The sequence below is a fragment of the Roseovarius sp. genome (genome assembly GCF_965228755.1).
Classification (GTDB): Bacteria; Pseudomonadota; Alphaproteobacteria; order Rhodobacterales; family Rhodobacteraceae; genus Roseovarius.
In genome coordinates this window covers 131821-153521 of record NZ_CBDDIG010000008.1, presented here as the reverse complement: position 1 = coordinate 153521, position 21701 = coordinate 131821, and the positions used below count along the sequence as shown (strand labels likewise).

The window sequence follows — 21701 nt, the reverse complement described above, 5'->3', positions numbered from 1 at the left end:
TCGAATTTTCCGGGCGCGCCACGCCCCTGACGGCTACCCCCCGATACTCTTCGCCGAGGCCATCCCCGGCGCGTCGGACGTGCCGCCGAGCTGCTCGCGCACGCCTTTCTCGATCCGGTCGCCGACATCCTTGTCGATGTTGCGCCAGTACTCGAACGCCCGCTGCAGCACCTTCTCGCTGACCCCGTCGCAGAGATGGCCCACGACGTTGCCCACCAGCCGCTCGCGCATCGCATCGTCCATCACCTCGCGCACGAGGATGCCCGCCTGGGTCCAGTCGTCGTCATCCTTCCGCAACGTATAGGCCTGGCGCACCATGTCGCCATCGGCGTGCCACGTGCCGGCCTCGCCGCCCCTCTGCGGTTCCGCCGCCGGCCCGCCATAGGAGTTCGGCGCATAGACCGGGTCGGCCACCTTCTCGGTGCGCATGTCGCCATCCTTGGTATAGCTGTGCACCGGCGATTTCGGCGCGTTCACCGGGATCTGCTTGTAGTTCACCCCCAGCCGCGCGCGGTGCGCGTCGGCATAGGAAAACCCGCGCGCCAGCAGCATCTTGTCGGGCGAAAGCCCCACGCCCGGCACCATGTTGTTGGGCTCGAACGCCACCTGCTCGATCTCGGTGTGGAAATCGGTGGGGTTGCGATCCAGCACCAGCTTGCCGACCTCGATCAACGGATAGTCGTCATGCGGCCAGACCTTGGTCAGGTCGAACGGGTTGATGCGGTAGGTCCTGGCATCCTCGTAGGGCATGACCTGCCACTTCAGCGTCCATGACGGCGCGTTGCCCTCGGCAATCGCGTTGAACAGGTCGCGGCGGTGATAGTCGCCGTCGCTGCCCGCCAGCTTGTCGGCCTCCTCCTGGCTGAGATAGGCGTTGCCGTCGCCCTGATCGGTGTGAAAGTGGAACTTGACCCAGAACTTCTCGCCCTCGGCATTGACCAGCGAATAGGTGTGGCTGGAATAGCCGTTCATCTCGCGCCAGGTGCGCGGAATGCCCCGGTCGCCCATCAGGTAGGTCACCTGGTGCGCGCTTTCGGGCGACAGCGTCCAGAAATCCCACTGCATGTCATGGTCGCGCATGTCGTTGTCGGCGCGGCGTTTCTGGCTGCGGATGAAATGCTGGAACTTCATCGGGTCGCGGACGAAGAAGATGGGGGTGTTGTTCCCCACCATGTCGAAATTCCCCTCCTCGGTGTACATCTTGACCGAGAAGCCGCGCGGGTCGCGCCAGGTATCGGGGCTGCCGCGCTCCCCCGCGACGGTCGAGAACCGCACCACCACCTCGCATTTGGCGCCGGGCTGGAAGATGCCGGCCCTGGTGTATCTCGACACGTCCTGCGTGGTCTCGAAATGCCCGAACGCGCCCGAGCCCTTGGCGTGGGGCTGGCGTTCCGGAATGCGCTCGCGGTTGAAGTTGGCCATCTGCTCGATCAGGTAGTGATCGTTCAGCACGATCGGCCCGTCCGGCCCCACGGTCAGCGAATGCTCGTCGCTCTGAACCCTGATGCCTGCGTCGGTGGTTGTGGGGGGCGTTCTCCTGTCGTCGGTCATGGTCAGCCTCTCTCATCTGTCACGAAACCAACGGTTGCCGGTCAGCCCAGGTTCCGGCCGGGCCGCCTGCCCTTGCGTGAAGCGGCCCCGCCGGCGCGGCTCAGCCGGCCAGCCACGCCTTCGCCTTGTCGAACTCCGTCCCGCCGAAATGCCGGGCGTCGAAGCCGAAGGCGCGCTTGCCGATGCCCACGGCCATCTCCTGCCAGCCGGCACTGCCGACGATCGCGGCCCGCTCGACGCGCGAGGCATGGCCGCGCACCAGGTCGAAATGATCCTTCAGCGCCCCGAACCCCTGCCAGCCGTCGAAATCCCGCAGGTCGATCAGCAGGCGCAGCTTGTCGTGCCGCGCCATGTAGCGGTTGAGGTCTTCAAGGTCGTTGGCATAGGCCTCGCCATCCAGCTTGCCGCGCAGGCTGATATGCAGGATACCGTCGCCGATCTCCTCCTGCTGGATGGTGCCGAGGCTTTCGCGCAGCCAGCGCCGCGCCTCCTCCAGCTCGGCCATGGCGAACTTGCCCACCGGGCAGGGCAGGAAGACGGAAAACGCGCCCACGGCATTGCGCATGGCGCTGTTGTCGGTCACCAGCGCCGCCCGGTCGAAGCCGCGCCAGTGCTTGAGCCCGGTGCGCGCGTCCTTCAGCATCGCGCCAAGGGTGAAATCGGAGAACCCGGCCTCGACGATGGCGAGGATGCGCACGCGGTCATGCTGCTCGATGGCGGCGTCGATGGCGGGGATCAGGCTGTCGGTATAGTCGGCGTCGGTGACGGGCGGCGTCATGCGGATCTCGAGGATGCCGTGGTCGCCGGTCTGCTTGGTCTCGATCATCGGGATGGTCCTTCCAACGGGGGTGAGAACATGCCCGATATAGGAAGGCCGGGGCCGGTCGCGAAAGGGGACCGCCGCGCACCGGCCATTCCCCGCGCGTGGCCCGTCCGCCCCGTCCCGGGCTCGACCCGGGATCTCGGCGCAACGAAAGAGGCCCCGGCTCAGGGCCGGGGCGCTCCAATACGACCCGTCCCGGGCTTGACCCGGGACCTCCGCGTCAAACCCCGGGCCGGCCCCGGCTCAGAGCCGCTCGATCGCCAGCGCGATACCCTGACCGCCGCCGATGCACATGGTAATCAGCGCCGTCTTCCCGCCGATCCGCTCCAGCTCGTAAAGCGCCTTCACCGTCAAAATCGCCCCCGTCGCCCCGACAGGGTGGCCCAGCGCAATCGCCCCGCCATTTGGGTTCACCTTGGCCGGGTCCAGCCCAAGCCCCTTGTTCACCGCAATCGCCTGCGCGGCGAAGGCCTCGTTCGATTCCACCACGTCGAAATCGCCCGCCTTCAGCCCCGTCTTCTCCATCAGCTTTTCGACCGCCGGCACAGGCCCGATGCCCATCACCTCGGGCCGCACACCCGCCACGGCATAGCCCAGTACGCGCGCTTTCGGCTTCAGACCCGCCTTCTCCGCCGCGTCGGCGCGGGCCAGCACCACCGCCGCCGCACCATCGTTGATGCCGCTCGCGTTGCCCGCCGTCACGCTGCCATCCTTCTGGAAGGCCGGCCGCAGCCCGGCCAGCCCCTCGGCGGTCGTCGGCTTGGGGTGCTCATCCGTCTCGAACGGCACCATGTCGCGCTTCACCTTCACCTCGATCGGCGCGATCTGCGACTTGAAATATCCCTCTTCGATGGCCTTCGCCGCCCGCTTCTGGCTCTCCAGCGCAAAGGCATCCTGATCCTCGCGGCTCACATCATGCTCGCCTGCCACGTTCTCGGCGGTCACGCCCATATGCCCGGTGCCGAACGGACAATTCAAAGCGCCCAGCATCATGTCCAACGTCCGCACGTCGCCCATCTTCGCGCCCCAGCGCTGATCCGGCACGATGAAGGGCGACCGGCTCATGTTCTCGGCCCCGCCGGCCAGCCCGAACTCGGCATCGCCCAGCATCAGCGCCTGCACCACCGACACGATCGCCTGCGCGCCCGAGCCGCACAGCCGGTTCACGTTCATCGCGGGCGTCGTGTCGGGAATGCCCGCCTCCATCGCCGCCACCCGCGACAGGTACATGTCGCGCGGCTCGGTGTTGATCACGGTGCCGTAAACCACGTGCCCGATCTGCCCCGGCTCGACGCCCGAGCGTTCCATCGCGGCCCTGGCCACATGCGCGCCCAGCGCGGTCGGCGGCGTGCCCGCCAGCGATCCGCCGAAAGTGCCGATGGCGGTGCGCGCGCCGTCGAGAAGAACGATGTCGGTCATGGGAAGCTCCTGCAGGATTCGATGTCGTTGCCCACGGTATACTGCAGGATGCCGGACGCAAACAGGACCTCGCGTCGCAACCCGCTCAGGGGGCCAGCGGCACCCGTCCCTCCGCCGTCAACAGCCAGGCCTCGCGCCCCTCGATCTCCGCGACGCTGAGCGGCCGCCCGAATCCCGCCCCGGCATCGAGGTTGACCCGGTTGCCGTAATGCGCGGGCTGCTCGATCGGCGTGTGGCCATGCACGATCAGCTTGCCGTGATCGCGCGTGTTGCCATGAAACTCGTGCCGGATCCACAGCAGGTCGTCGATCTCCTGCATGTCGAGCGGCACGCCGGGGCGGATGCCGGCATGAACGAAGAACTGCGCCTCCGTCTCGTGGCTGAAGGGCAGCCCGGCCAGGAAATCGCGATGCGCCCGCGGCACGCAGGCGGCAACGCCGCCCCAGTCGCCCGCCGCCATCGCCTCGCCCGCACCATAGGAGACCAGCGTCTCGCGCCCGCCGATATTGTCGTTCAGCCACCGCGCCCCCGGCCCGGGATCGCGCAGGAAATCGAGGAACATCTGGTCATGGTTGCCCCGCAGCACGACCCAGTCGCGCCCCGCGTCCATCCCCTCGATCAGCCGCGCGATCACCCCCCGGCTGTCGGGGCCCCGGTCGGTCAGGTCGCCGAGGAAGACGATCCGGGCCTCCGCGCCGCACTGCGCGTCGGCCAGGGCCAGCACCCGGTCAAGCTCGGACCGGTAGCCGTGGATATCGGGGATGGCGAGGATACTCATGCGCCATTGGTGGCCGGTCTCGCGGCGCGGCGCAACCCGGTTCGGCCCGGCGGGGGGTATGGCATGGCGGTCTCACCTCGCCCCGAACCCGGCCCGGCGGGTCTGCCCCTGTTTGCCTTACGGGGCGTCATGCCGCACTCTGCGCTGCAGGGGGAACAATCGGGGAAGACGGAACAATGAAGGGATTATCGCTCTGGTTCATGGTGCTCGGCCTGATCGCGGCACTCGCCGGGATGAGCTGGGGGCTCTACATGTCGGGGATCGAGGATCACTCCCTCTCCCCCGCCCATGGCCATCTCAACCTCCTGGGCTTCGTGGCCTTCTCGGTCTTCGCCTTCTATTACCACGCGGTGCCGGGGGCCGATGTGGGGCTCCTGCCCACGGTGCATTTCCTGCTCTCGGTTGCGGGGCTCGCGCTGATGATCCCCGGCATCGCGCTGGCCATCGAGGGCGGTACCCCGGCCTTTGCCGTCGCCGGCTCGGTCATCTCGGCGCTGGGGATGCTGGCCTTCCTCGTGGTGGTCCTGCGCGGGGCACACGCGGGGTAGGAGAGGCACGGGGCGCCCGAGGAGCCGCGCATCGTCGGGCCGTGGCGCGGCGAACCAACGCCGCCGGCCGCCGCTTTATGCCCGCAGTGCACCTCTGTCCTGTCAGCGTCGCGCTAACCTCACCCAATCGCCGTGCCGTCACGCCAGAGGCGTGCCGGATTTGGGCGGCGCACCTCTGGTGCGACGGTACGGCCCACCTCTCGGCGATTGCAGGCAATCGCCTGCCGGCCAGTGGTCGATGCGCGGCGGGCTTCGCCCTCGATTCCGCGCAGGGCACGCCCCTTTACCCGCCGAAAACCTCCCACAAAAAAAACGCCGCCCCGAAAGGCGGCGTTTCCCTCGTCCAATGACGAAACCCCCTCAAACCACGTCGAACTGCAACGGCGCGATCTGCTGGAACTTGCCCGTCGCGTGCAGCTTGGCGATCACGTCCTTGCCCACCGGCGCATCGACATAGAGCAAAGCAATCGCCTCGCCCCCCGCCGCCGACCGGCCCAGGGTGAAGTTGGCGATGTTCACGCCGTTCTCGCCCATGGTCTGGCCCAGCGTGCCGATGATCCCCGGCTCGTCCTTGTTGGTGGTGTAGAGCATATGCGCCCCGATCTCGGCGTCGATATTGATCCCCTTGATCTGGATGAAGCGCGGCTTGCCGTCCGAGAACACCGTGCCCCCGATCGACCGCTCGCGCCGGTCGGTCACCACCGTCAGCTTGATATAGCCCTCGAAGGCGCCCGACTTGTCCTGCCGGGTGGTCGAGATCTTCACGCCCTTCTCCTTGGCCATCAGCGGCGCCGAGACCATGTTCACCTCCGGGTTCACCGATTTCATGATCCCCGCCACCGCCGAACAGGTCAGCGCCTCGAGGTTCATGTCGGCCACCACACCGTCATAGAGGATGTTGATCGCCTTGATCGGCTCGTCGGTCATCTGGCCGATGAACCCGCCAAGGTGATCCGACAGCTTGAGCCAGGGGCCCATCACCTTGGCTTCCTCGGCGGTCACCGACGGCATGTTGAGCGCGTTGCTGACGGCGCCGGTCAGAAGGTAATCCGACATCTGCTCGGCCACCTGCAGCGCCACGTTCTCCTGCGCCTCGGTCGTCGCGGCGCCAAGATGCGGCGTGCAAACCACGTTGGGCAGGCCGAAAAGCGGGTTCTCCGTCGCCGGCTCCACCGTGAACACGTCGAAGGCGGCGGCGCCGATATGGCCCGACTTCAGCAGATCGGCCAGCGCCTCCTCGTCGACCAGCCCGCCGCGGGCACAGTTGATCACCCGCGCGCCCTTCTTCATCTTCTCCAGGTTCTCGCGCGACAGGATGTTCTTCGTCTGCTCGGTCAGCGGCACGTGCAGCGTCACGAAATCCGCGCGCTTCAGCAGCTCGTCCAGCTCGACCTTCTCGACCCCCATCTTGTCGGCCTTCTCCTGGCTCAGGAACGGGTCATAGGCCACCACCTTCATCTTGAGGCCCCGCGCCCGGTCGCACACGATCCCGCCGATATTCCCGGCGCCGATCACGCCCAGCGTCTTGCCGGTCAGCTCGACCCCCATGAAGCGCGACTTCTCCCACTTCCCGGCCTGGGTCGAGGCGCTCGCCTCGGGGATCTGGCGGGCGACGGAGAACATCATCGCGATGGCATGCTCGGCCGTGGTGATCATGTTGCCGAAGGGCGTGTTCATCACGATGATGCCCTTTTTCGACGCGGCCTCCTTGTCGACATTGTCGGTGCCGATCCCGGCCCGGCCGATCACCTTCAGGTTGGTGGCGTTCTCGAGCAGCTTCGCCGTCACCTTGGTGGCCGAGCGGATGGCAAGGCCGTCATACTCGCCGATCACCTCGGCCAGCTTGTCCTTGTCCTTGCCCAGCTCGGGCATGAAGTCGACATCGATCCCCCGGTCGCGGAAGATCTGAACTGCGGTGTCCGACAGCTTGTCGGAAACAAGTACCTTGGGAGCCATTTTTCCTGGTCCTTTAGATTGAAATTGGTCGAAGTGTGGCGGGCTGAAGCCCGCCCTACGGAACATCTCGTAGGCCGGGCTTCAGCCCGGCACCGGTCTCACGCGGTCTCTGACAGCGCCGCGATCTCGGCCTCGTAGGCCCACTTGATCCACGGCATCAGCGCGCTGACGTCCGATGTCTCCACCGTCCCGCCACACCAGATCCGCAGGCCGGCCGGCGCATCGCGGTAGGAACCGATGTCGAATGCCACCTCTTCCGCCTCCAGCCGCTTGGCCACGGCCTTGGCGAAGCCGGCACCGTCCTTGATCCGGTCGTCGGTGAACTTCAGGCAGACCGAGGTGTTCGACCGGATCGCCGGCTCCTTCGCCAGGAAGGAAATCCAGTCATTCTCGGCCACGAAAGACTGCACCGCGGCCAGGTTGGCATAGGCCCGCTCGCGCAGCCCCTCCATGCCGCCCACCGACTGCGCCCAGTCGAGCGCCAGCAGGTAATCCTCCACCGCCAGCATCGACGGCGTGTTGATCGTCGCGCCCTCGAAAATCCCGTCGATCAGCTTGCCGCCCTTGGTCAGCCGGAAGATCTTCGGCAACGGCCAGGACGGGGTGTAGCTTTCCAGCCGCTCCACCGCCCGCGGGCTGAGGATCAGCATGCCATGCGCGGCCTCGCCGCCCAGCACCTTCTGCCAGCTGAACGTGGTCACATCCAGCTTGTCCCACGGCAGGTATTGCGCGAACGCGGCCGACGTGGCGTCGCAGATGGTCAGCCCGGCCCGGTCGCTCTTGATCCAGTCGCCATTCGGCACCCGAACGCCGCTCGTCGTGCCGTTCCAGGTGAACACCACGTCATTGTCGGTATCGACAGCCTCGAGGTCGACGATCTCGCCATACTCGGCGGTCTTCACCTCGGCATCGAGCTTCAGCTGCTTGACCACGTCGGTGACCCAGCCAGAGCCGAAGCTTTCCCAGGCCAGCATCTCGACCTTGCGCTCACCCAAGAGGTTCCACATCGCCATTTCCACCGCGCCGGTATCCGACGCCGGCACGATGCCGATCTTGTAATCTTCCGGAATGCCCAGAACCTCGCGCGTGCCCTCGATCGCGGCCTTCAGCTTGGCCTTGCCGACAGCGGCACGGTGAGAGCGGCCCAGCGGCGCGTCCTTCAGATTCTCGAGCTTGAAAACGGGGGGTTTGGCACAGGGGCCAGAGGAGAAACGCGGATTACCCGGCCGCGTTGCCGGTTGCGAAATAGCCATTGCTGCTACCCTTCCAGATAAGCGCCCCTCGTTGGGGAGGGGTGTCCCACGGATGGGAGTAAGTCTCTTTCCCGGCCTTTGCAAGCGCAGAAATCGCCCCCCAGCGCCGGTTTGATGTCAGTTTGCGACGCTTTCGGTTCCGATCGGAAACCGGCCGGTCGCAAACCCGCCAGAGCGTGGGCGCCGACCTGCTAGGCTGCCCCCACGTCACCGCAACGTCCGCCCGCCCCGAATCGTGAAGGGAAAACCGGGGCCCGGACCATCAGGATCAGCCAGATGCGTCTTCCCACGCTCATCGCCACGCTTGCCCTTTCCACCTTCCCCCTCGCCGCCCATGCCGAAACGCCCGAGGAACGCGGCGCCTACCTCGTCGAGGGGCCCGCCGGCTGCGGCAACTGCCACTCGCCCATCGACCAGGCGGGCCAGCCCCTGCCGGGCCAGGCCCTCTCCGGCCGCCTCGTCGTCGAGCGGCCCGAGTTCACCGCCCGCGCGCCCAACATCACCCCCGGCGGTCCCATCGCCGGGTGGAGCGATGCCGAGCTCGCCCGCGCCATCCGCGAGGGCCTGCGCCCCGACGGTTCGCTGATCGGCCCGCCGATGCCGTTCGAGATGTACCGCGACCTCTCCGATACCGACCTCGCCGCCATCGTCGCCTATCTCCGCACCGTGCCGGCGGTCGAGAACACCGTCGAGGCCTCCGAATACCGCATCCCCCTGCCGCCCGCCTGGGGCCCGCCGGTCGAAACCGTCGCCGACATCCCCCGCGGGGTGACGGCGGAATACGGCGCCTACCTCGCCGGGGCGGTGGGGCACTGCGTCGACTGCCACACCCCGCGCGGGCCGCAGGGGGCGCTGCTGCATGACGAGCTCGGCCGCGGCGGCTTTGTCTTCGAGGGGCCGTGGGGCATCTCCGTCGCGCCCAACCTCACCAGCCATGCCGACGGGCTGGCCGACTACACCAACGCCGACCTGGCCGGGATGATCACCAGGGGCCAGCGCCCCGACGGCGCGCCGATGATGCCACCGATGCCCTACCGCTACCTCGCGAAGATGACCGAGGACGACCTCGCCGCCCTCATCCTCTACCTGCGCACCCTGCCGCCCCTGCCCGACGTGGACACCGGCGGCAGCTAAAACCCGCTGGCCCTCCGCCGGTGCCTGTGGTCTATCCCGCAGCGACACCTGAACCGACGGAGGGCCGCCCAATGTACATCGCCACCCTGATCGCCCCGCGCGGCACGCTGCAGCCCGCGCTCGTCGACAGCCTGCGCAACGCCTGGGGCGGCGGCGACGCGCAATGGCTCTCCCCCGACGAGGCCGCCGAATTCCCGATGGAGGCGCTCCCCGGCAACCGCTGGGAAGTGTGGGAGGACCTGCAGAAGGGCGCCACCGATCTCGTCATCCAGCCCGCCGAGAACCGGGCGAAGAAGATGCTGCTCGCCGACATGGACAGCACCATGATCCGGCAGGAATGCATCGACGAACTGGCCGAGGAGGCCGGCGTCGGCCCCCATGTCCGCGACATCACCGCCCGCGCGATGAACGGCGAGCTGGATTTCGAGGGCGCGCTGACCGAACGCGTCGCCCTGCTCAAGGGCCTGCCCGAGACCGTCATCGCCGAGGTGCTCGCCTCCCGCATCACCTACATGCCCGGCGGGCGCGAACTGCTCTCGACCATGAAGGCCCACGGCGCCCATGCCGCGCTGGTCTCCGGCGGCTTCACCAATTTCACCGCGAAAGTGGCCGAGGAGCTCGGCTTTCACGAGAACCGCGCCAACACCCTGCTGATCGAGAACGGCACGCTGACGGGCCACGTCGCCCAGCCCATCCTCGGCCGCGACGCCAAGGTGCAGGCCCTCCACGAGATCACCGCCCGCCTCGCCCTCACGCCGGCAGACGTGATCGCCGTGGGCGACGGCGCCAACGACCTCGGGATGCTCGAGCTTGCGGGCACCGGCGTCGCCCTCCACGCCAAGCCCTCCGTCGCCGCCCAATGCGACGTGCGCATCAACCACGGCGACCTGACGGCGCTGCTGTTCCTGCAGGGCTACGCGCGGGCGGAGTTCGCCTGACGAGCCAGGCGCGCGTCCCCGTTTTCTTCGAAGAAAACGGGCCGGAAAATTCCAATTTTCCGCCACCCCCCGACCGCCAACCATGCCCACCTCTGGCCCTCCGACAGCTCAGCGGTTTCCCGCCTGCCCGCGCGGTCTGGCGAATGCCGGGGGCGGCGCCGCGCCGCTGTCTCCCGCCCCGTCGGACGCCGCCTTGCCGCCCTGCACCCGCCCCCAAGGCGCCAATCCGGGGGGGCGCGGGCAGAGGGTTAACCGCCCGGCAGGAACATCGTTTCCTCGCAAGGGTTAAGACTGTACACTGCGCGGAACTGTTCCTCCGTGGTAGGAAATTCTATGGCGAATCAGGCACATGATGCAGCGGCGGGCTTCACGGTCCACGCCATCGACCCGCCGCGCCTGGGCCTGGCCCTCGCAGTCATGGCGGCGCTCGGCGCGGCGCTTGTCCTGGTCTTCGGCTGGGGGTTCGACATCGACTGGCTGCGCCGCATCGCACCGGGCCTGCCCGCCATGGTGCCCGCCACCGCCATCACCCTGCTGGCCGGCGGGGTCGGCGCCGCGGCGCTTCTCCGCGGCGACCCGGCGCCGATCCCGCTGCTGGCGGCGGCGGTCGTCTTCGCCTCCATCCTCCTCGAACAGACCATCAGCCTCACTCCCGACCCGCATCGCGGCACCGACGGCATGTCGCTGGCCAGCGCCGTCTGCGCCACCCTGCTGGGGCTCAGCCTGCTGCTGCGTGCGCGTCGCCTCGGCGTGGCCTCGATCACGGTCGACACGCTCGGCCTCGTCGTCGCCTTCATCCCGCTGATCGGCTATGTCTTCGGCGCCCAGACCCTGTTCTACAACCCGCTCTACACGATGATGGCGCTGCACACCGCGCTGGGGCACGTGATGATCTTCGTGGCGCTCATGCTCACCGATCCGGGCCGCGGCTGGATCGAGGTGCTGCTCTCGCACGAACCGGGCAGCCGCATGGCCCGCCGCGTCCTGCCTGTGGCGATCATCCTGCCGCTGTTCTTCGCCCTCGTCGTGGCCGAGGCGGTCGACCGCGCCATCATGACGGTCGAATTCCGCCTCGCCGTGCTCACCTTCATGATCATCTTCTGCACCGTCACCGCGGTGATCGGCTTCGCCCATCTCACCAACCGCGCCGAACGCCGCAGCACCGAGGCCGAGGCCGCCTATCTCCGCAGCGAGATGCAGCGCCAGCAGACCGAGCTGGCCGCCGCCCGCTCCGAAAAGGTCGCCGCGCTGGGCAAGCTGGTGGGCGGCGTGGCGCATGACTTCAACAACACGCTCAACGTCATCCTCGGCAATCTCGAGCTTCTGGCCGAGGATCCCGACCGCAAGATGCACCGCACCTACCTGACCGAGGCGATCGGCGCCTCCAACCGCGCCGCCGACCTGACCCGGCAGCTTCTCGCCTATGGCCGCAAGTCGCAGCTGCGCCCGGTCCTCACCGACCTCGAATCCGAGGTCGAGACCGCCATCGCCATGTTCCGCCGGGTCTGTCCCGCCAACATCACCCTCACCAAGGCGTTCGCCACCCCCGGCCTGACGATCCGCGCCGATCCCGGCGCGCTGCAGCAGGCGGTGCTCAACGTGCTGATCAACGCCCGCGACGCCCTGCCCGAGGGCGGCACCATCCTCGTCACCGGCCGGCGCGAACATCTCGAGGGCGCCGCCGTCACCGGCTTCCACGGCACCGAAACCCTGCCCGCCGGCACCTACGCCACCCTCGCCATCGAGGACAGCGGCATCGGCATGACCCCGGAAGTGGCCGAGATGGCCACCGAACCCTTCTTCACCACCAAGAAGGTGGGCGAAGGCACCGGGCTGGGCCTGTCCACCGTCGCCGGCTTCTGCCGCCAGTCCGGGGGCGGGCTGCGGATCGACTCGGCGCCGGGCACCGGCACGCTGGTCGCCATGGCCTTCCCCGCCGCCCCGGGCACCGCCACGCCCGGCCCGGAGGACAGCACCGAGACGATCACCCACACCACCCAGCCCCGCGGCGTGCTGATCGTCGACGACGACGAGGCGCTCACCCGCGTCATGGCCACCCAGCTCGAACGCGCCGGCCACACCGTGCGCACCGCCCTCAACGCGGCCAGGGCGCTCGAACTGCTGGAAGAGGGGCCCCTGCCCGAGGTCGTGCTCACCGATATCGTCATGCCGGGCGAGATGCAGGGCCACCACCTCGCCGCCCGCATCCGCCAGCGCTACCCGGATATCGAGGTGATCCTGATGTCCGGCTTCGCCTCCGCCGCCCAGCGCGAGGATATCGAGGCGGTGGCGGGCCTGCCCTTCCTGCAGAAACCGATCGACGTGCGCACCCTGCGCACCATCGTCGGCCGCTCGACCGAGCCGAACGGCAAACCGGAGAACGGCGAAAGCTGACCCTTTAGTGACCCCGCCCCGGGCCCGACCCGGGGCCTCTGCCGCCGCGGGGTCCCGGCTCGGGGGCCGGGACGGGGAGACGCAAAACACGCAGGGCGGAAAAGTAGGTCGGCCCCCGGACCCGGCGGAGGCGCACCCCGCCGTTCAACTTCCACATCCCGCCCCGGGCCTGACCCGGGGCCTCGGTGGCACAAGGTCCCGGCTCGAGAAGAGCGCATCGGTTCGGCATCGCACACGCCCGGAACAGAGCCGCGCCTTAGCGCGGCGCCGGGCGAGCGCCGGCCCGTCCCGCCGGGCAGGCGCTTTCGCAGGTGTAGCGCGAGGTTGCAGAGGCAGGATGTATTCGGCACCATAAAATGCCATCCATAACCGGAGCAGCGCCTCCCCACGGACCGGCGCTCGCCCGGCGGCACCAAACCGAGAACAGATCGCAACCACCCCCCCGTTGCACCCCCCACAACATCTGCCCCGTTGCGCACCGCCCGCCACATCAACCAACGCCTCCACACCCCCCCGCACCGACACAATACCGACAGAATACCGACGTGATACCGACACCCATCCCCCAGCAAAATATGGCCGTTAACCCCTCCTCCCGGCCGCTGCCCTGAATCTCGCGCCCCCGCCGTGATATCCTGCCCCCCTGAAACCCCATCAGGAGGACCACGATATGCCGAAGTACATTCTCGCCTATCATGGCGGAAACGCTGCAGAATCCGGGATGTCCGAGCAGGAGGAGCACGCCCGCTGGGAGGACTGGAAGAACGTCATGGGCCAGGCCTGCCTCGACGAGGGCGGACGGGTCGGCTGGTCCAAGACCGTCCGCAGCGCCGGGATCGCCCACAATGGCGGCACGAATCCGCTCGCCGGCTACACCATCGTCGAGGCCGAAGATATCGAGACCGCCTGCGAGATCGCCAAGGGCTGCCCGATCCTCGCCGACGGCGGCTCGGTCGAGGTCGCGCCGATCGGAGAGATGACCGCCCCGCACGCCACCGCCGCCTGATCCGCAAGGCCGAAGCGGGCGCCCCGGCGCCCCCGGCCCCCCTTGCCTTCCCCCTCCGCTGGCCCTAGTTACCAGCCTACCTCGGGGTGCCCGTGGGCCAATGGCCCAAGGGCTGAGATGCCACCGGCGAACCCGTTGAACCTGAACCGGCTAGAACCGGCGGAGGGAAGGTAAAGGTCGCATCCGCCCTTGCCCTCGCGCCGCAAAGGAGGATGACATGAAGCATCTTGCATTTGCAGCGGCAATTCTGAGTGCCACGGCCGCCACGGCCCAGACACCGGAACTGACCGTCTATACCTATGACAGTTTCGTCGCCGAATGGGGCCCCGGCCCCAAGGTCGAGGCGGCGTTCGAGGAGGTCTGCGACTGTGACCTCAAGCTCGTCGGCGTCGAGGACGGCGCGGCGCTCCTCGCCCGCGTCCGCCTCGAGGGCGAACGCTCCGACGCCGACATCGTGCTCGGCCTCGACACCAACCTGACCGCCGCCGCCAAGGAAACCGGCCTCTTCGCCGAACACTCGGTCGACGCCACCTACGACATGCCCGTCACGTGGGACGACCCGGTCTTCGTCCCCTACGACTGGGGCTATTTCGCCTTCATCCACGAGGCCGGCACCGACGCGCCGAAAAGCTTCCGGGAACTGGCCGACAGCGACCAGACCATCCTGATCCAGGATCCCCGCTCCTCCACCCCCGGCCTCGGCCTGCTCCTCTGGGTCAAGTCCGTCTATGGCGACGAGGCCCCGCAAATCTGGGAAGGCCTTTCCGACAACATCGTCACCGTGACGAAAGGCTGGTCCGAAGCCTACGGCCTCTTCATGGAAGGCGAGGCCGACATGGTCCTCTCCTACACCACCTCCCCCGCCTATCACCTGATCGCGGAAGAGGATGACACCAAGGCCGCCGCCCCCTTCGACGAGGGCCATTACATGCAGGTCGAGGTGGCCGCCAAGCTGGCCTACACCGACCAGCCCGAGCTGGCCGACCAGTTCCTGCAATTCATGGTCTCCGACGCGTTCCAGTCGATCATCCCCACCACCAACTGGATGTACCCCGCCGTCATGCCCGAGGACGGGCTGGCCCCGGGCTTCGACACCCTGATCACGCCGGAGACCTCCTTGCTCATGTCCTCCGAGGACGCCGCCGCCATCCGTGACGAGGCCCTGTCAGAGTGGCAGACCGCGCTCAGCCAGTAAGCGCGCGCCCCGGCATCGGCGCGGCGGCCTGCATCGCCGCGCTGGTCCTCGGCACGCTGGCCGCCGTCGCATGGCGGGCCGAACCCGGCGGCGGCCTCTCCGCCGCCGACTGGGCGGCGGTGCGCTTCACCCTGCTGCAGGCCACCCTCTCGGCCCTGTTCAGCGTGGGCCTCGCCATCCCCGTCGCCCGCGCGCTCGCCCGCCGCCGCTTTGCCGGCCGCTCGGCCCTTATCGCCCTTCTGGGCGTGCCCTTCATCCTGCCGGTGATCGTCGCCATCCTCGGCCTGCTCGAGGTCTTCGGCCGCGCCGGCCTGATCAGCCAGCTTCTCGGCCTCTTCGGCCTCGACCCGATCCGCATCTACGGCCTGCATGGCGTCGTGCTCGCCCATGTCTTCCTCAACCTGCCGCTCGCCACCCGCCTCATCCTCCAGGGCTGGCAGGAGGTGCCGGCCGAACGCTTCCGCCTCGCCGCCCAGCTGGGCTTCGACGCCCCCGCCATGTTCCGCCTGATCGAATGGCCCCTGCTGCGACAGGTCGTGCCCGGCGCGCTGGCCGTGGTCTTCGCCATCTGCCTCACCAGCTTCGCCGTCGCCCTCACCCTCGGCGGCGGGCCGAAAGCGACCACCATAGAACTCGGCATTTACCAGGCCTTCAGGTTTGAATTCGACCTTGGCCGCGCGGCATTGCTGTCGGGCCTGCAGATTCTGCTCGCCACGGGCGCCGCGATGGTGGCGATTCGACTGGCGCAAGGCACCGGATTCGGCACCGGCCTTGACCGTTCGTTAAGACGTTGGGACGGGCGCACGACACTGGCGATAACGACCGACACGGTCTGGATCGCCCTCGCAGCAGCCTTCCTGCTGCTCCCGCTCGGGGCCATCGTCGCCTCGGGCGTGCCCGGCTTTGCGGGCCTGCCCTTCGTCGTCTGGAAGGCCGCCGGCGTCTCCCTCCTCGTCGCCACCGCCTCCACCCTGCTCCTCCTCCTCGCCGCCCTCCCCATGGCCGCCGCCATCGCCACCGGCCGCCACGCCATCGAACTCGCCGGCCTCCTCGGCCTCGCCGCCTCCCCCCTCGTCATCGGCACCGGGCTCTTCATCCTGATCCGCCCCATCGCCGACCCGTTCCTGCTGGCCCTGCCCGTCACCGCCCTCGTCAACGCCCTGATCTCATTGCCTTTCGCCATGCGCATCCTCGTCCCCCGCGCCCGGGGCATCGTCGAGCGCTACGGCAAGCTCGGCCTCTCGCTCGACATGGCAAACGTCCCCTTCCTCTGGCGGGTGTTCCTGCCCCGGATGCGGGCGCAGATCGGATTTGCCGCCGGCCTCGGCATGGCCCTCTCCATCGGCGATCTCGGCGTCATCACCCTCTTCGCCGACCCCGACATCGCCACCCTGCCGCTCCAGATCTACCGCCTCATGGGCGCCTACCAGATGGAGGCGGCGGCGGGCGGCGCGCTCTTGCTTCTCCTCCTCTCCGTCGGCACCTTCTGGCTTCTCGACAAGGGAGGCCGCCACCATGCTGAAGTTTGACGATTGCACCATCGACAATGGCGGTTTCCACCTCGCCGCCGATCTCTCGGTCTATACCGGGCGGATCGTCGCGGTGATCGGCCCCTCCGGCGGCGGCAAGACCACCCTGCTCGAAGGCGTCGCCGGCTTCCTGCCGCTGACCTCCGGCGAAATCACCTGGAACGCCAACCCCTTATCCGGCACCGAACCCGGCCAGCGCCCCGTCGCCATGCTGTTCCAGGACGGCAACCTCTTCCCCCACCTGACCGCCGCCCAGAACGTGGGCCTCGGCCTCGACCCCCGCCTCCGCCTCTCGCCGGAAGACAAAACCCGCATCGACGCCGCCCTCACCCGCGTCGGCCTCGAAGGCCTCGGCCCCCGCAAACCCGGCGCGCTCTCCGGCGGCCAGCGGGCGCGCGTGGCCCTGGCCCGCCTCATGGTGCAGCACCGCGAGATTTTCCTGCTGGACGAACCCTTCGCCGCCCTCGGCCCGGCGCTCAAGACCGAGATGCTCGACCTCGTGGCGGAACTGACCCGCGAAACCGGCGCCACCGTCCTGATGGTCAGCCACGAACCCGACGACGCCCGCCGCGTCGCCGACGAGGTGATCCTGGTGACAGGCGGCAAGGCCCACCCCCCGGTGGCGACGGACCGGCTCTTCGCCGATCCGCCCGAGGCCTTGCGCGCCTACCTGGGTGACGCCTAGGCCGCCGCGCTCAACCCCTCGCGGGTCTTGCCGATCATCAGCGCGGCCCGCGCCGCCTCCCGCCCCTTCTCGACGAAATGCGCCTTGAAGATCGCGGTGTGATGCGCCGTCTCCTGGTACTGGTGCGGCGTCAGCGACACCGACAGGACCGGAACGTCGCTGTCCATCCCCGCCCGCATCAGCCCGTCCACCACGGCCTGCGCCACGAAGTCGTGGCGATAGATCCCGCCATCCACCACGAAGGCCGCCGCGGCAACGGCGGCATAGCGCCCCGTCCGCGCGAGGTCACGCGCCAGCAAAGGCATCTCGAACGCGCCGGGCACGTCGAAGACATCGACCTCGCTTTCGGGGATAAGCTCACAGAAACCGGCCAGCGCCTGATCGACGATCTCGGCATGCCAGTTGGCCTTGATAAAGGCGTATCGGGTGCGTGTCATGGGGTGCTCCTTTCCATCATCGACACTTCTCACCCAAGGCGCAGGACGACGGGAAAGGCAGGGGAAACCCCTGAAACCCGGCGTTCTCTTCCATCCGGACTGTCACCGTCGGCTCCGGAATCGCACCGGATCTGCTTGACCACCGAAGCCATGAGGCCCCGGTGCGCTCGCGGGCTTGGGGCAGATGCCCCTTACCGCCGGTGGGGAATTGCACCCCGCCCTGAGAACGTGGTCGATGATGTTGGAAAACCGGAGCCCCGGCAAGCCCAGAAATAAGATGCCGCGCCGCCAGTGGCGACGCGGCATCCGACCCGGAGTAGTGCGCTGTCAAACCAGATGTAGCTGCACAGGCGCTGGCTGGTTAAAGCCATTCGCCGGTCGGGATTTGGGGGTGTCCTTGACCGGCCTCAGGGCTGGGCGCGCCTGCGTAGATGACCGCACGCTCCCTCCGGGAACTCGGGAGGAGGAACGTATCCGCCCTAGCCCCGAGAATTCATGTCCGGCAGAACGCCCGCTTCGGTCGCTGCCGTGATTTCCTCTTCGCTCAAGGCACCGTTGGCGTCGGCATCGATCTCGGCAAAGACCTCGGTGCCCGCATCGGGCATGGCCTCGTTGAACTCCGACATGGTGACGGCGCCGTCGCCATCGGCATCCATCGACGCGGCCGCGTCTTCCGCCAGCACGGCGGTCGGCGCGACAAGTGCGAGGATGAGGCCTGCAGATGTCAGTTTCTTGAACATGAAAACGTTCCTTTTCGGTTTCTGCTTTCCGAGAGTGGTGCTCTCGTCCACAGAACATGGTGACCCGAAAGCCACTTGTCTGCGGCGATCGACAGGACACCCCCGAACCTGCGGGAAAGAGCCCAAACCGGCCTTTCCGATCAGCAAGAGATTGCCATGAGCCGCTATGAGCGCGCCTGACGGCGGGAACCTGCGGAACGGGCACGCGGGAATAGGCGGAAACGCTCGGCCACACCAGCCACGGTGCGAAAACGAACGCCCTTACGGTTGAAACTGCCACACGCCCGGAACAAAGCCGCGCTTTTGCGCGGCGCCGGGCGAGCGCCGGCCCGTCCCGGCGGGCAGGCGCTTTTGACATGGAGCGCTACGTTCTTAGGGCAGATGAACTCGGCACCATAAACTGCCAACCAATACCGTTGCAGCGCCTCCCCACGGGCAGGCGCTCGCCCGGCAGCCTCCCCCGACAGGTGTGTTTACAACAACCCCTCCGCCGGCCTGATCCGCCCGGTCTCGATCCCCCGCCGGTTGTAGATCGGCGCGTTCAGGAACCGCCGCGCCGCCGGGTGCAGCGGGTCGAGCACGCCAAGCCGCACCAGCAGCGCCGAAATCGTGCATTCCGCCGCCCGCGTCGCCCCGTCGGCCACCTTCAGGGCAATCCCCATCTCCCGGCTCGGCAGGATGGCGACGAAAAACCCCTCCGCCCCGGTCTTCAAGGCCACCGGCTCGGTACAGGCCCGCATCAGCTCGGTACAGGCCCGCCCCTCGCCCGCCACCAGTTCCGGATGCGCCACCATCGCCTGCCACAGCCGGTGCTGCGCACCCTGCCGCGCATCCGCACCTTCCTTGGCGGTGGCAAACCGCGCCATCGCCCGGGCCATGCCATGCACCGTGGTGATGAAATTCGGCGCCGAACACCCGTCGATCCCGTAGCCGGGGCTGGCCTCCCCCGTCACCTCCTCGAAGGCGGCCAGGCAGGCCTTCTGCACCGGGTGCTCCGCCTCGACATACTCCGGCCCGGCGCCCAGGTGCCGCGCCAGCGTCAGGAACCCGGCATGCTTGCCGGAACAGTTGTTATGCACCTGGCAGGGCTCTTCATGCGCCCGGATTAGCCCGTACCGCGCCTCCTCGTCATCCGGCATCTGCGGGCCACAGCGGAAATCCCCGTCCGCCAGCCCCAGCTCCGCCAGCCACGCGTTGACCCGCTCGGTATGGATCGCCGCCCCGTTATGCGAGGCGCAGGCCAGCGCCAGCCGCTCGGCGCTCAGCCCATGCTTCGCCGCCGCCCCGCTTTCCACCAGCGGCAGCGCCTGGATCATCTTGGCCGAACTACGCGGCAACACCGGCTCCTCCGGGTTGCCCCAGGCCTCCACGATCTCGCCCTTGGCGTCGCAGATCACCGCGTGACCATTATGCCGGCTCTCCGCCAGCGGTCCGCGCCAGATTTCGGTCAGGGGGGCAGGGCCTGTCATCATTCACCTTTCCGGCAAGGGTTCACACCCTCGCGAGGGCGCGCGAAAACTTGCCAATTGATCCTTTCATGTCTCGTCACTTTCAGGCTAATATTGCAATGTCGAGGGAAAATGGCCGACCCGCAAGATAAATCCGGTAAGCGGCGCGGGCGGTTGAAGAATTTGAGGCCAAGGACAGCTTTGGAGGCTGGATAGAATGGGATCACCGATAGGACGTCTGACTGCCCTGCGCCTTCTGGCGGGCGCCCTGCTTGCAGTTACCGCCACCGGCGCGGCTGCGCAGGAAGAAAGCACCAACCAGGTCGCCGCGAACACGGCATGGAGCGTGTTCGAGGATAACGACCCGCGCGAATGCTGGGCCGTGTCCTCGCCGACCGAAACGGTCAACACCAAGGATGGCCGCGTGGTCGCGGTGCGGCGGGGCGACATCCTGCTGATGACCTTCTACCGCCCCGATGCCGGCGTCGATGGCCAGCTCACCTTCACCGGCGGCTATCCCTTCGCCTCCGGCTCGACCGTCAACCTCAATGTCGGCGACACCGAGTTCGAGCTGTTCACCGAGGGCGAATGGGCCTGGCCGGCCAGCACGGCGGACGATGCCAAGATCATCGCCGCCCTCAAGCGCGGCACCGACGCGGTGCTCACCGCGCGCTCCAGCCGGGGCACCACGACCAAGGATACCTTCTCGCTGCTGGGCTTCACCGCGGCGGTCGAAGAGGCCGAGAAACGCTGCCAGTAACGGCCTGACCCGGCCAGGTCTCAAGAACGTACCAAGGGCGCGCACCCCTCCGGGTGACGCGCCCTTTCCTATTCCCGCGGCGCGGCGGCCCGGCGCAGCCGGTCGTTGATCGCCCGGCCCAACCCCCGATCGGGAATGGGCGACACCGCAATCGGCTGGCCGGTCTCGTCCAGCGCGTGCAGATGCGCGAACAGGTTCGCCGCCGCCTCGGTCAGGTCGCCCGAGGCCGACAGGTTCAGATCACACGCCACCTGCCCGAACCCCAGCAACACCTCGCCCGGCTCCCGCCTCTCGGCCTCGAGCCGCACCGTCGCCCCCGGCGCATAATGCGAGGCCAACTGCCCCGGCGCCGTCACCGCATCCCCCGCGCCATGCCGCGCCAGCGGCGCGCCCAGCGCCTGCTCCACCGCCTCCGCCGGAAGCCCGCCGGGGCGCAGCAACACCGGCGCGCCCGTCAGCCCGACGATGGTCGATTCCACCCCCACGTCACAGGCCCCGCCACCCAAAATCGCCGCGATCCGCCCGCCCAGCCCGGCCGCCACATGCGCCGCCGTCGTCGGGCTGATCCGCCCCGACGGGTTGGCCGACGGCCCCGCCACCGGCCCGCCAAATTCCCGCAGCAACGCCCGCGCCACCGGGTTGGCCGGCACCCGCACCGCCAGCGAGGGCAGTCCCGCCGTCACCAGCCCCGATATCCCCGTCCCCGCCTTGATCGGCAGCACCAGCGTCAGCGGCCCGGGCCAGAACGCGCTCGCCAAAACGTCTGCCTCGTGCGGCCACTCCACGAACTCCTGCGCCGTCTCCACCCCGTCCACATGCACGATCAGCGGGTTGAACCGCGGCCGCCCCTTTGCCTCGAAGATCCGCGCCACCGCCATGTCGTTCGTCGCGTCGCCCCCCAGCCCGTAAACCGTCTCGGTCGGGAAGGCGACAAGCGCCCCGCCGCGCAGCAGCTCGGCGGCGCTTGCGTACCCGTCCGGGTCGGCATTCAGAAGGGCGGTTTCAACAGTCATGATCAACTCTGACGCGGCGTTTTGGTTGATGGAAGTCCGGCACCGGCTAGGCTATCTGTACGCCGACTGCATAAAGGCCGCCACCCGCGAAGCC

At 68.2% G+C, this 21701-nt stretch carries 19 protein-coding genes and 2 riboswitches; of the genes, 9 read left to right on the top strand and 10 right to left on the bottom strand.

Annotation, left to right across the window (positions count from 1 at the left end; translation table 11 throughout):
• Positions 1-33: 33 nt before the first annotated feature.
• The 4 genes from ACO07J_RS14520 to ACO07J_RS14505 form a co-directional block, all read right to left on the bottom strand.
• Entirely contained in the window at positions 34-1551 is a 1518-nt protein-coding gene (locus ACO07J_RS14520; protein WP_422030198.1) for a catalase, read from the bottom strand.
• A 100-nt stretch (positions 1552-1651) separates the two neighbouring features.
• Positions 1652-2377 (bottom strand): STAS/SEC14 domain-containing protein, encoded by a 726-nt coding sequence (locus tag ACO07J_RS14515; protein WP_422030196.1) that lies wholly within the window; start codon positions 2375-2377, stop codon positions 1652-1654.
• A 240-nt stretch (positions 2378-2617) separates the two neighbouring features.
• Positions 2618-3793, bottom strand: a complete 1176-nt coding sequence (locus tag ACO07J_RS14510; RefSeq protein ID WP_422030194.1) for an acetyl-CoA C-acyltransferase family protein — start codon at positions 3791-3793, stop codon at positions 2618-2620.
• Positions 3794-3878: 85 nt separating this feature from the next.
• The gene (locus ACO07J_RS14505; RefSeq protein ID WP_422030192.1) at positions 3879-4571 is read right to left on the bottom strand and encodes a metallophosphoesterase family protein; all 693 of its coding nucleotides are present in this window, start codon (positions 4569-4571) and stop codon (positions 3879-3881) included.
• A 176-nt stretch (positions 4572-4747) separates the two neighbouring features.
• Between ACO07J_RS14505 and ACO07J_RS14500 the strand changes: the two genes are divergently transcribed.
• Positions 4748-5119, top strand: coding sequence for a hypothetical protein (locus tag ACO07J_RS14500; RefSeq protein WP_422030190.1), 372 nt, complete (start codon positions 4748-4750; stop codon positions 5117-5119).
• A 360-nt stretch (positions 5120-5479) separates the two neighbouring features.
• On the opposite strand, the gene serA is transcribed toward ACO07J_RS14500, so the two are convergent.
• Together serA and ACO07J_RS14490 are read right to left on the bottom strand one after the other, a co-directional pair.
• Complete coding sequence (gene serA / locus ACO07J_RS14495) at positions 5480-7075, bottom strand: phosphoglycerate dehydrogenase (protein ID WP_422030188.1); 1596 nt, start codon at positions 7073-7075, stop codon at positions 5480-5482.
• Between the two features lie 98 nt (positions 7076-7173).
• Entirely contained in the window at positions 7174-8328 is a 1155-nt protein-coding gene (locus ACO07J_RS14490) for a phosphoserine transaminase (protein WP_422030186.1), read from the bottom strand.
• Between the two features lie 276 nt (positions 8329-8604).
• Here ACO07J_RS14490 and ACO07J_RS14485 point away from each other — a divergent pair, with 276 nt between their 5' ends.
• The 7 genes from ACO07J_RS14485 (at position 8605) to ACO07J_RS14455 (ending at position 17209) form a co-directional block, all read left to right on the top strand.
• A complete protein-coding gene (locus ACO07J_RS14485) occupies positions 8605-9462 on the top strand; it encodes a c-type cytochrome (RefSeq protein WP_422030184.1) in 858 nt (285 codons plus the stop codon).
• Positions 9463-9533: 71 nt separating this feature from the next.
• Entirely contained in the window at positions 9534-10400 is an 867-nt protein-coding gene (gene serB / locus ACO07J_RS14480) for a phosphoserine phosphatase SerB (protein ID WP_422030182.1), read from the top strand.
• A gap of 333 nt (positions 10401-10733) precedes the next feature.
• A complete protein-coding gene (locus ACO07J_RS14475; RefSeq protein WP_422030180.1) occupies positions 10734-12794 on the top strand; it encodes a response regulator in 2061 nt (686 codons plus the stop codon).
• Positions 12795-13464: 670 nt separating this feature from the next.
• Positions 13465-13800 carry a YciI family protein gene (locus ACO07J_RS14470; RefSeq protein ID WP_422030178.1) on the top strand — a complete coding sequence of 112 codons (336 nt, stop codon included), beginning with the start codon at positions 13465-13467 and terminating at the stop codon, positions 13798-13800.
• A gap of 72 nt (positions 13801-13872) precedes the next feature.
• A riboswitch (TPP riboswitch) is annotated at positions 13873-13985 on the top strand.
• 32 nt (positions 13986-14017) lie between these two features.
• Positions 14018-14995, top strand: coding sequence for a thiamine ABC transporter substrate binding subunit (gene thiB, locus ACO07J_RS14465; protein ID WP_422030176.1), 978 nt, complete (start codon positions 14018-14020; stop codon positions 14993-14995).
• Complete coding sequence (locus tag ACO07J_RS14460; RefSeq protein WP_422030174.1) at positions 14971-16524, top strand: thiamine/thiamine pyrophosphate ABC transporter permease ThiP; 1554 nt, start codon at positions 14971-14973, stop codon at positions 16522-16524. The genes thiB and ACO07J_RS14460 overlap by 25 nt, the downstream gene beginning before the upstream one ends.
• Entirely contained in the window at positions 16511-17209 is a 699-nt protein-coding gene (locus tag ACO07J_RS14455) for an ATP-binding cassette domain-containing protein (protein ID WP_422030172.1), read from the top strand. Before ACO07J_RS14460 ends, ACO07J_RS14455 begins: the two co-directional genes overlap by 14 nt.
• Here ACO07J_RS14455 and ACO07J_RS14450 read toward each other — a convergent pair.
• From ACO07J_RS14450 to ACO07J_RS14440, 3 genes are all read right to left on the bottom strand, one after another.
• Complete coding sequence (locus ACO07J_RS14450; RefSeq protein ID WP_422030170.1) at positions 17206-17646, bottom strand: 6,7-dimethyl-8-ribityllumazine synthase; 441 nt, start codon at positions 17644-17646, stop codon at positions 17206-17208. The two genes, ACO07J_RS14455 and ACO07J_RS14450, sit on opposite strands and share 4 nt — an antisense overlap.
• Before the next feature lie 78 nt (positions 17647-17724).
• Positions 17725-17878, bottom strand: a riboswitch (FMN riboswitch).
• Positions 17879-18125: 247 nt separating this feature from the next.
• Positions 18126-18386, bottom strand: coding sequence for an EF-hand domain-containing protein (locus tag ACO07J_RS14445; RefSeq protein ID WP_422030168.1), 261 nt, complete (start codon positions 18384-18386; stop codon positions 18126-18128).
• Between the two features lie 473 nt (positions 18387-18859).
• Positions 18860-19855 carry an asparaginase gene (locus ACO07J_RS14440; RefSeq protein WP_422030891.1) on the bottom strand — a complete coding sequence of 332 codons (996 nt, stop codon included), beginning with the start codon at positions 19853-19855 and terminating at the stop codon, positions 18860-18862.
• Between the two features lie 196 nt (positions 19856-20051).
• Between ACO07J_RS14440 and ACO07J_RS14435 the strand changes: the two genes are divergently transcribed.
• Positions 20052-20594 carry an invasion associated locus B family protein gene (locus tag ACO07J_RS14435; protein WP_422030166.1) on the top strand — a complete coding sequence of 181 codons (543 nt, stop codon included), beginning with the start codon at positions 20052-20054 and terminating at the stop codon, positions 20592-20594.
• A gap of 68 nt (positions 20595-20662) precedes the next feature.
• On the opposite strand, the gene ACO07J_RS14430 is transcribed toward ACO07J_RS14435, so the two are convergent.
• On the bottom strand, positions 20663-21607 hold the full coding sequence (locus ACO07J_RS14430) for an L-threonylcarbamoyladenylate synthase (protein ID WP_422030164.1): 945 nt from the start codon (positions 21605-21607) through the stop codon (positions 20663-20665).
• Positions 21608-21701 lie beyond the last annotated feature (94 nt).

Coding starts and splice junctions, on each gene's coding strand:
- ACO07J_RS14470 (WP_422030178.1), top strand. CDS start 13,465: ATGCCGAAGTACATTCTCGCCTATCATGGCGGAAACGCTGCAGAATCC.
- ACO07J_RS14490 (WP_422030186.1), bottom strand. CDS start 8,328: ATGGCTATTTCGCAACCGGCAACGCGGCCGGGTAATCCGCGTTTCTCC.
- thiB (WP_422030176.1), top strand. CDS start 14,018: ATGAAGCATCTTGCATTTGCAGCGGCAATTCTGAGTGCCACGGCCGCC.
- serB (WP_422030182.1), top strand. CDS start 9,534: ATGTACATCGCCACCCTGATCGCCCCGCGCGGCACGCTGCAGCCCGCG.
- ACO07J_RS14515 (WP_422030196.1), bottom strand. CDS start 2,377: ATGATCGAGACCAAGCAGACCGGCGACCACGGCATCCTCGAGATCCGC.
- ACO07J_RS14450 (WP_422030170.1), bottom strand. CDS start 17,646: ATGACACGCACCCGATACGCCTTTATCAAGGCCAACTGGCATGCCGAG.
- ACO07J_RS14435 (WP_422030166.1), top strand. CDS start 20,052: ATGGGATCACCGATAGGACGTCTGACTGCCCTGCGCCTTCTGGCGGGC.
- ACO07J_RS14485 (WP_422030184.1), top strand. CDS start 8,605: ATGCGTCTTCCCACGCTCATCGCCACGCTTGCCCTTTCCACCTTCCCC.
- ACO07J_RS14520 (WP_422030198.1), bottom strand. CDS start 1,551: ATGACCGACGACAGGAGAACGCCCCCCACAACCACCGACGCAGGCATC.
- ACO07J_RS14455 (WP_422030172.1), top strand. CDS start 16,511: ATGCTGAAGTTTGACGATTGCACCATCGACAATGGCGGTTTCCACCTC.
- ACO07J_RS14505 (WP_422030192.1), bottom strand. CDS start 4,571: ATGAGTATCCTCGCCATCCCCGATATCCACGGCTACCGGTCCGAGCTT.
- ACO07J_RS14500 (WP_422030190.1), top strand. CDS start 4,748: ATGAAGGGATTATCGCTCTGGTTCATGGTGCTCGGCCTGATCGCGGCA.
- ACO07J_RS14440 (WP_422030891.1), bottom strand. CDS start 19,855: ATGACAGGCCCTGCCCCCCTGACCGAAATCTGGCGCGGACCGCTGGCG.
- ACO07J_RS14430 (WP_422030164.1), bottom strand. CDS start 21,607: ATGACTGTTGAAACCGCCCTTCTGAATGCCGACCCGGACGGGTACGCA.
- ACO07J_RS14475 (WP_422030180.1), top strand. CDS start 10,734: ATGGCGAATCAGGCACATGATGCAGCGGCGGGCTTCACGGTCCACGCC.
- ACO07J_RS14510 (WP_422030194.1), bottom strand. CDS start 3,793: ATGACCGACATCGTTCTTCTCGACGGCGCGCGCACCGCCATCGGCACT.
- serA (WP_422030188.1), bottom strand. CDS start 7,075: ATGGCTCCCAAGGTACTTGTTTCCGACAAGCTGTCGGACACCGCAGTT.
- ACO07J_RS14445 (WP_422030168.1), bottom strand. CDS start 18,386: ATGTTCAAGAAACTGACATCTGCAGGCCTCATCCTCGCACTTGTCGCG.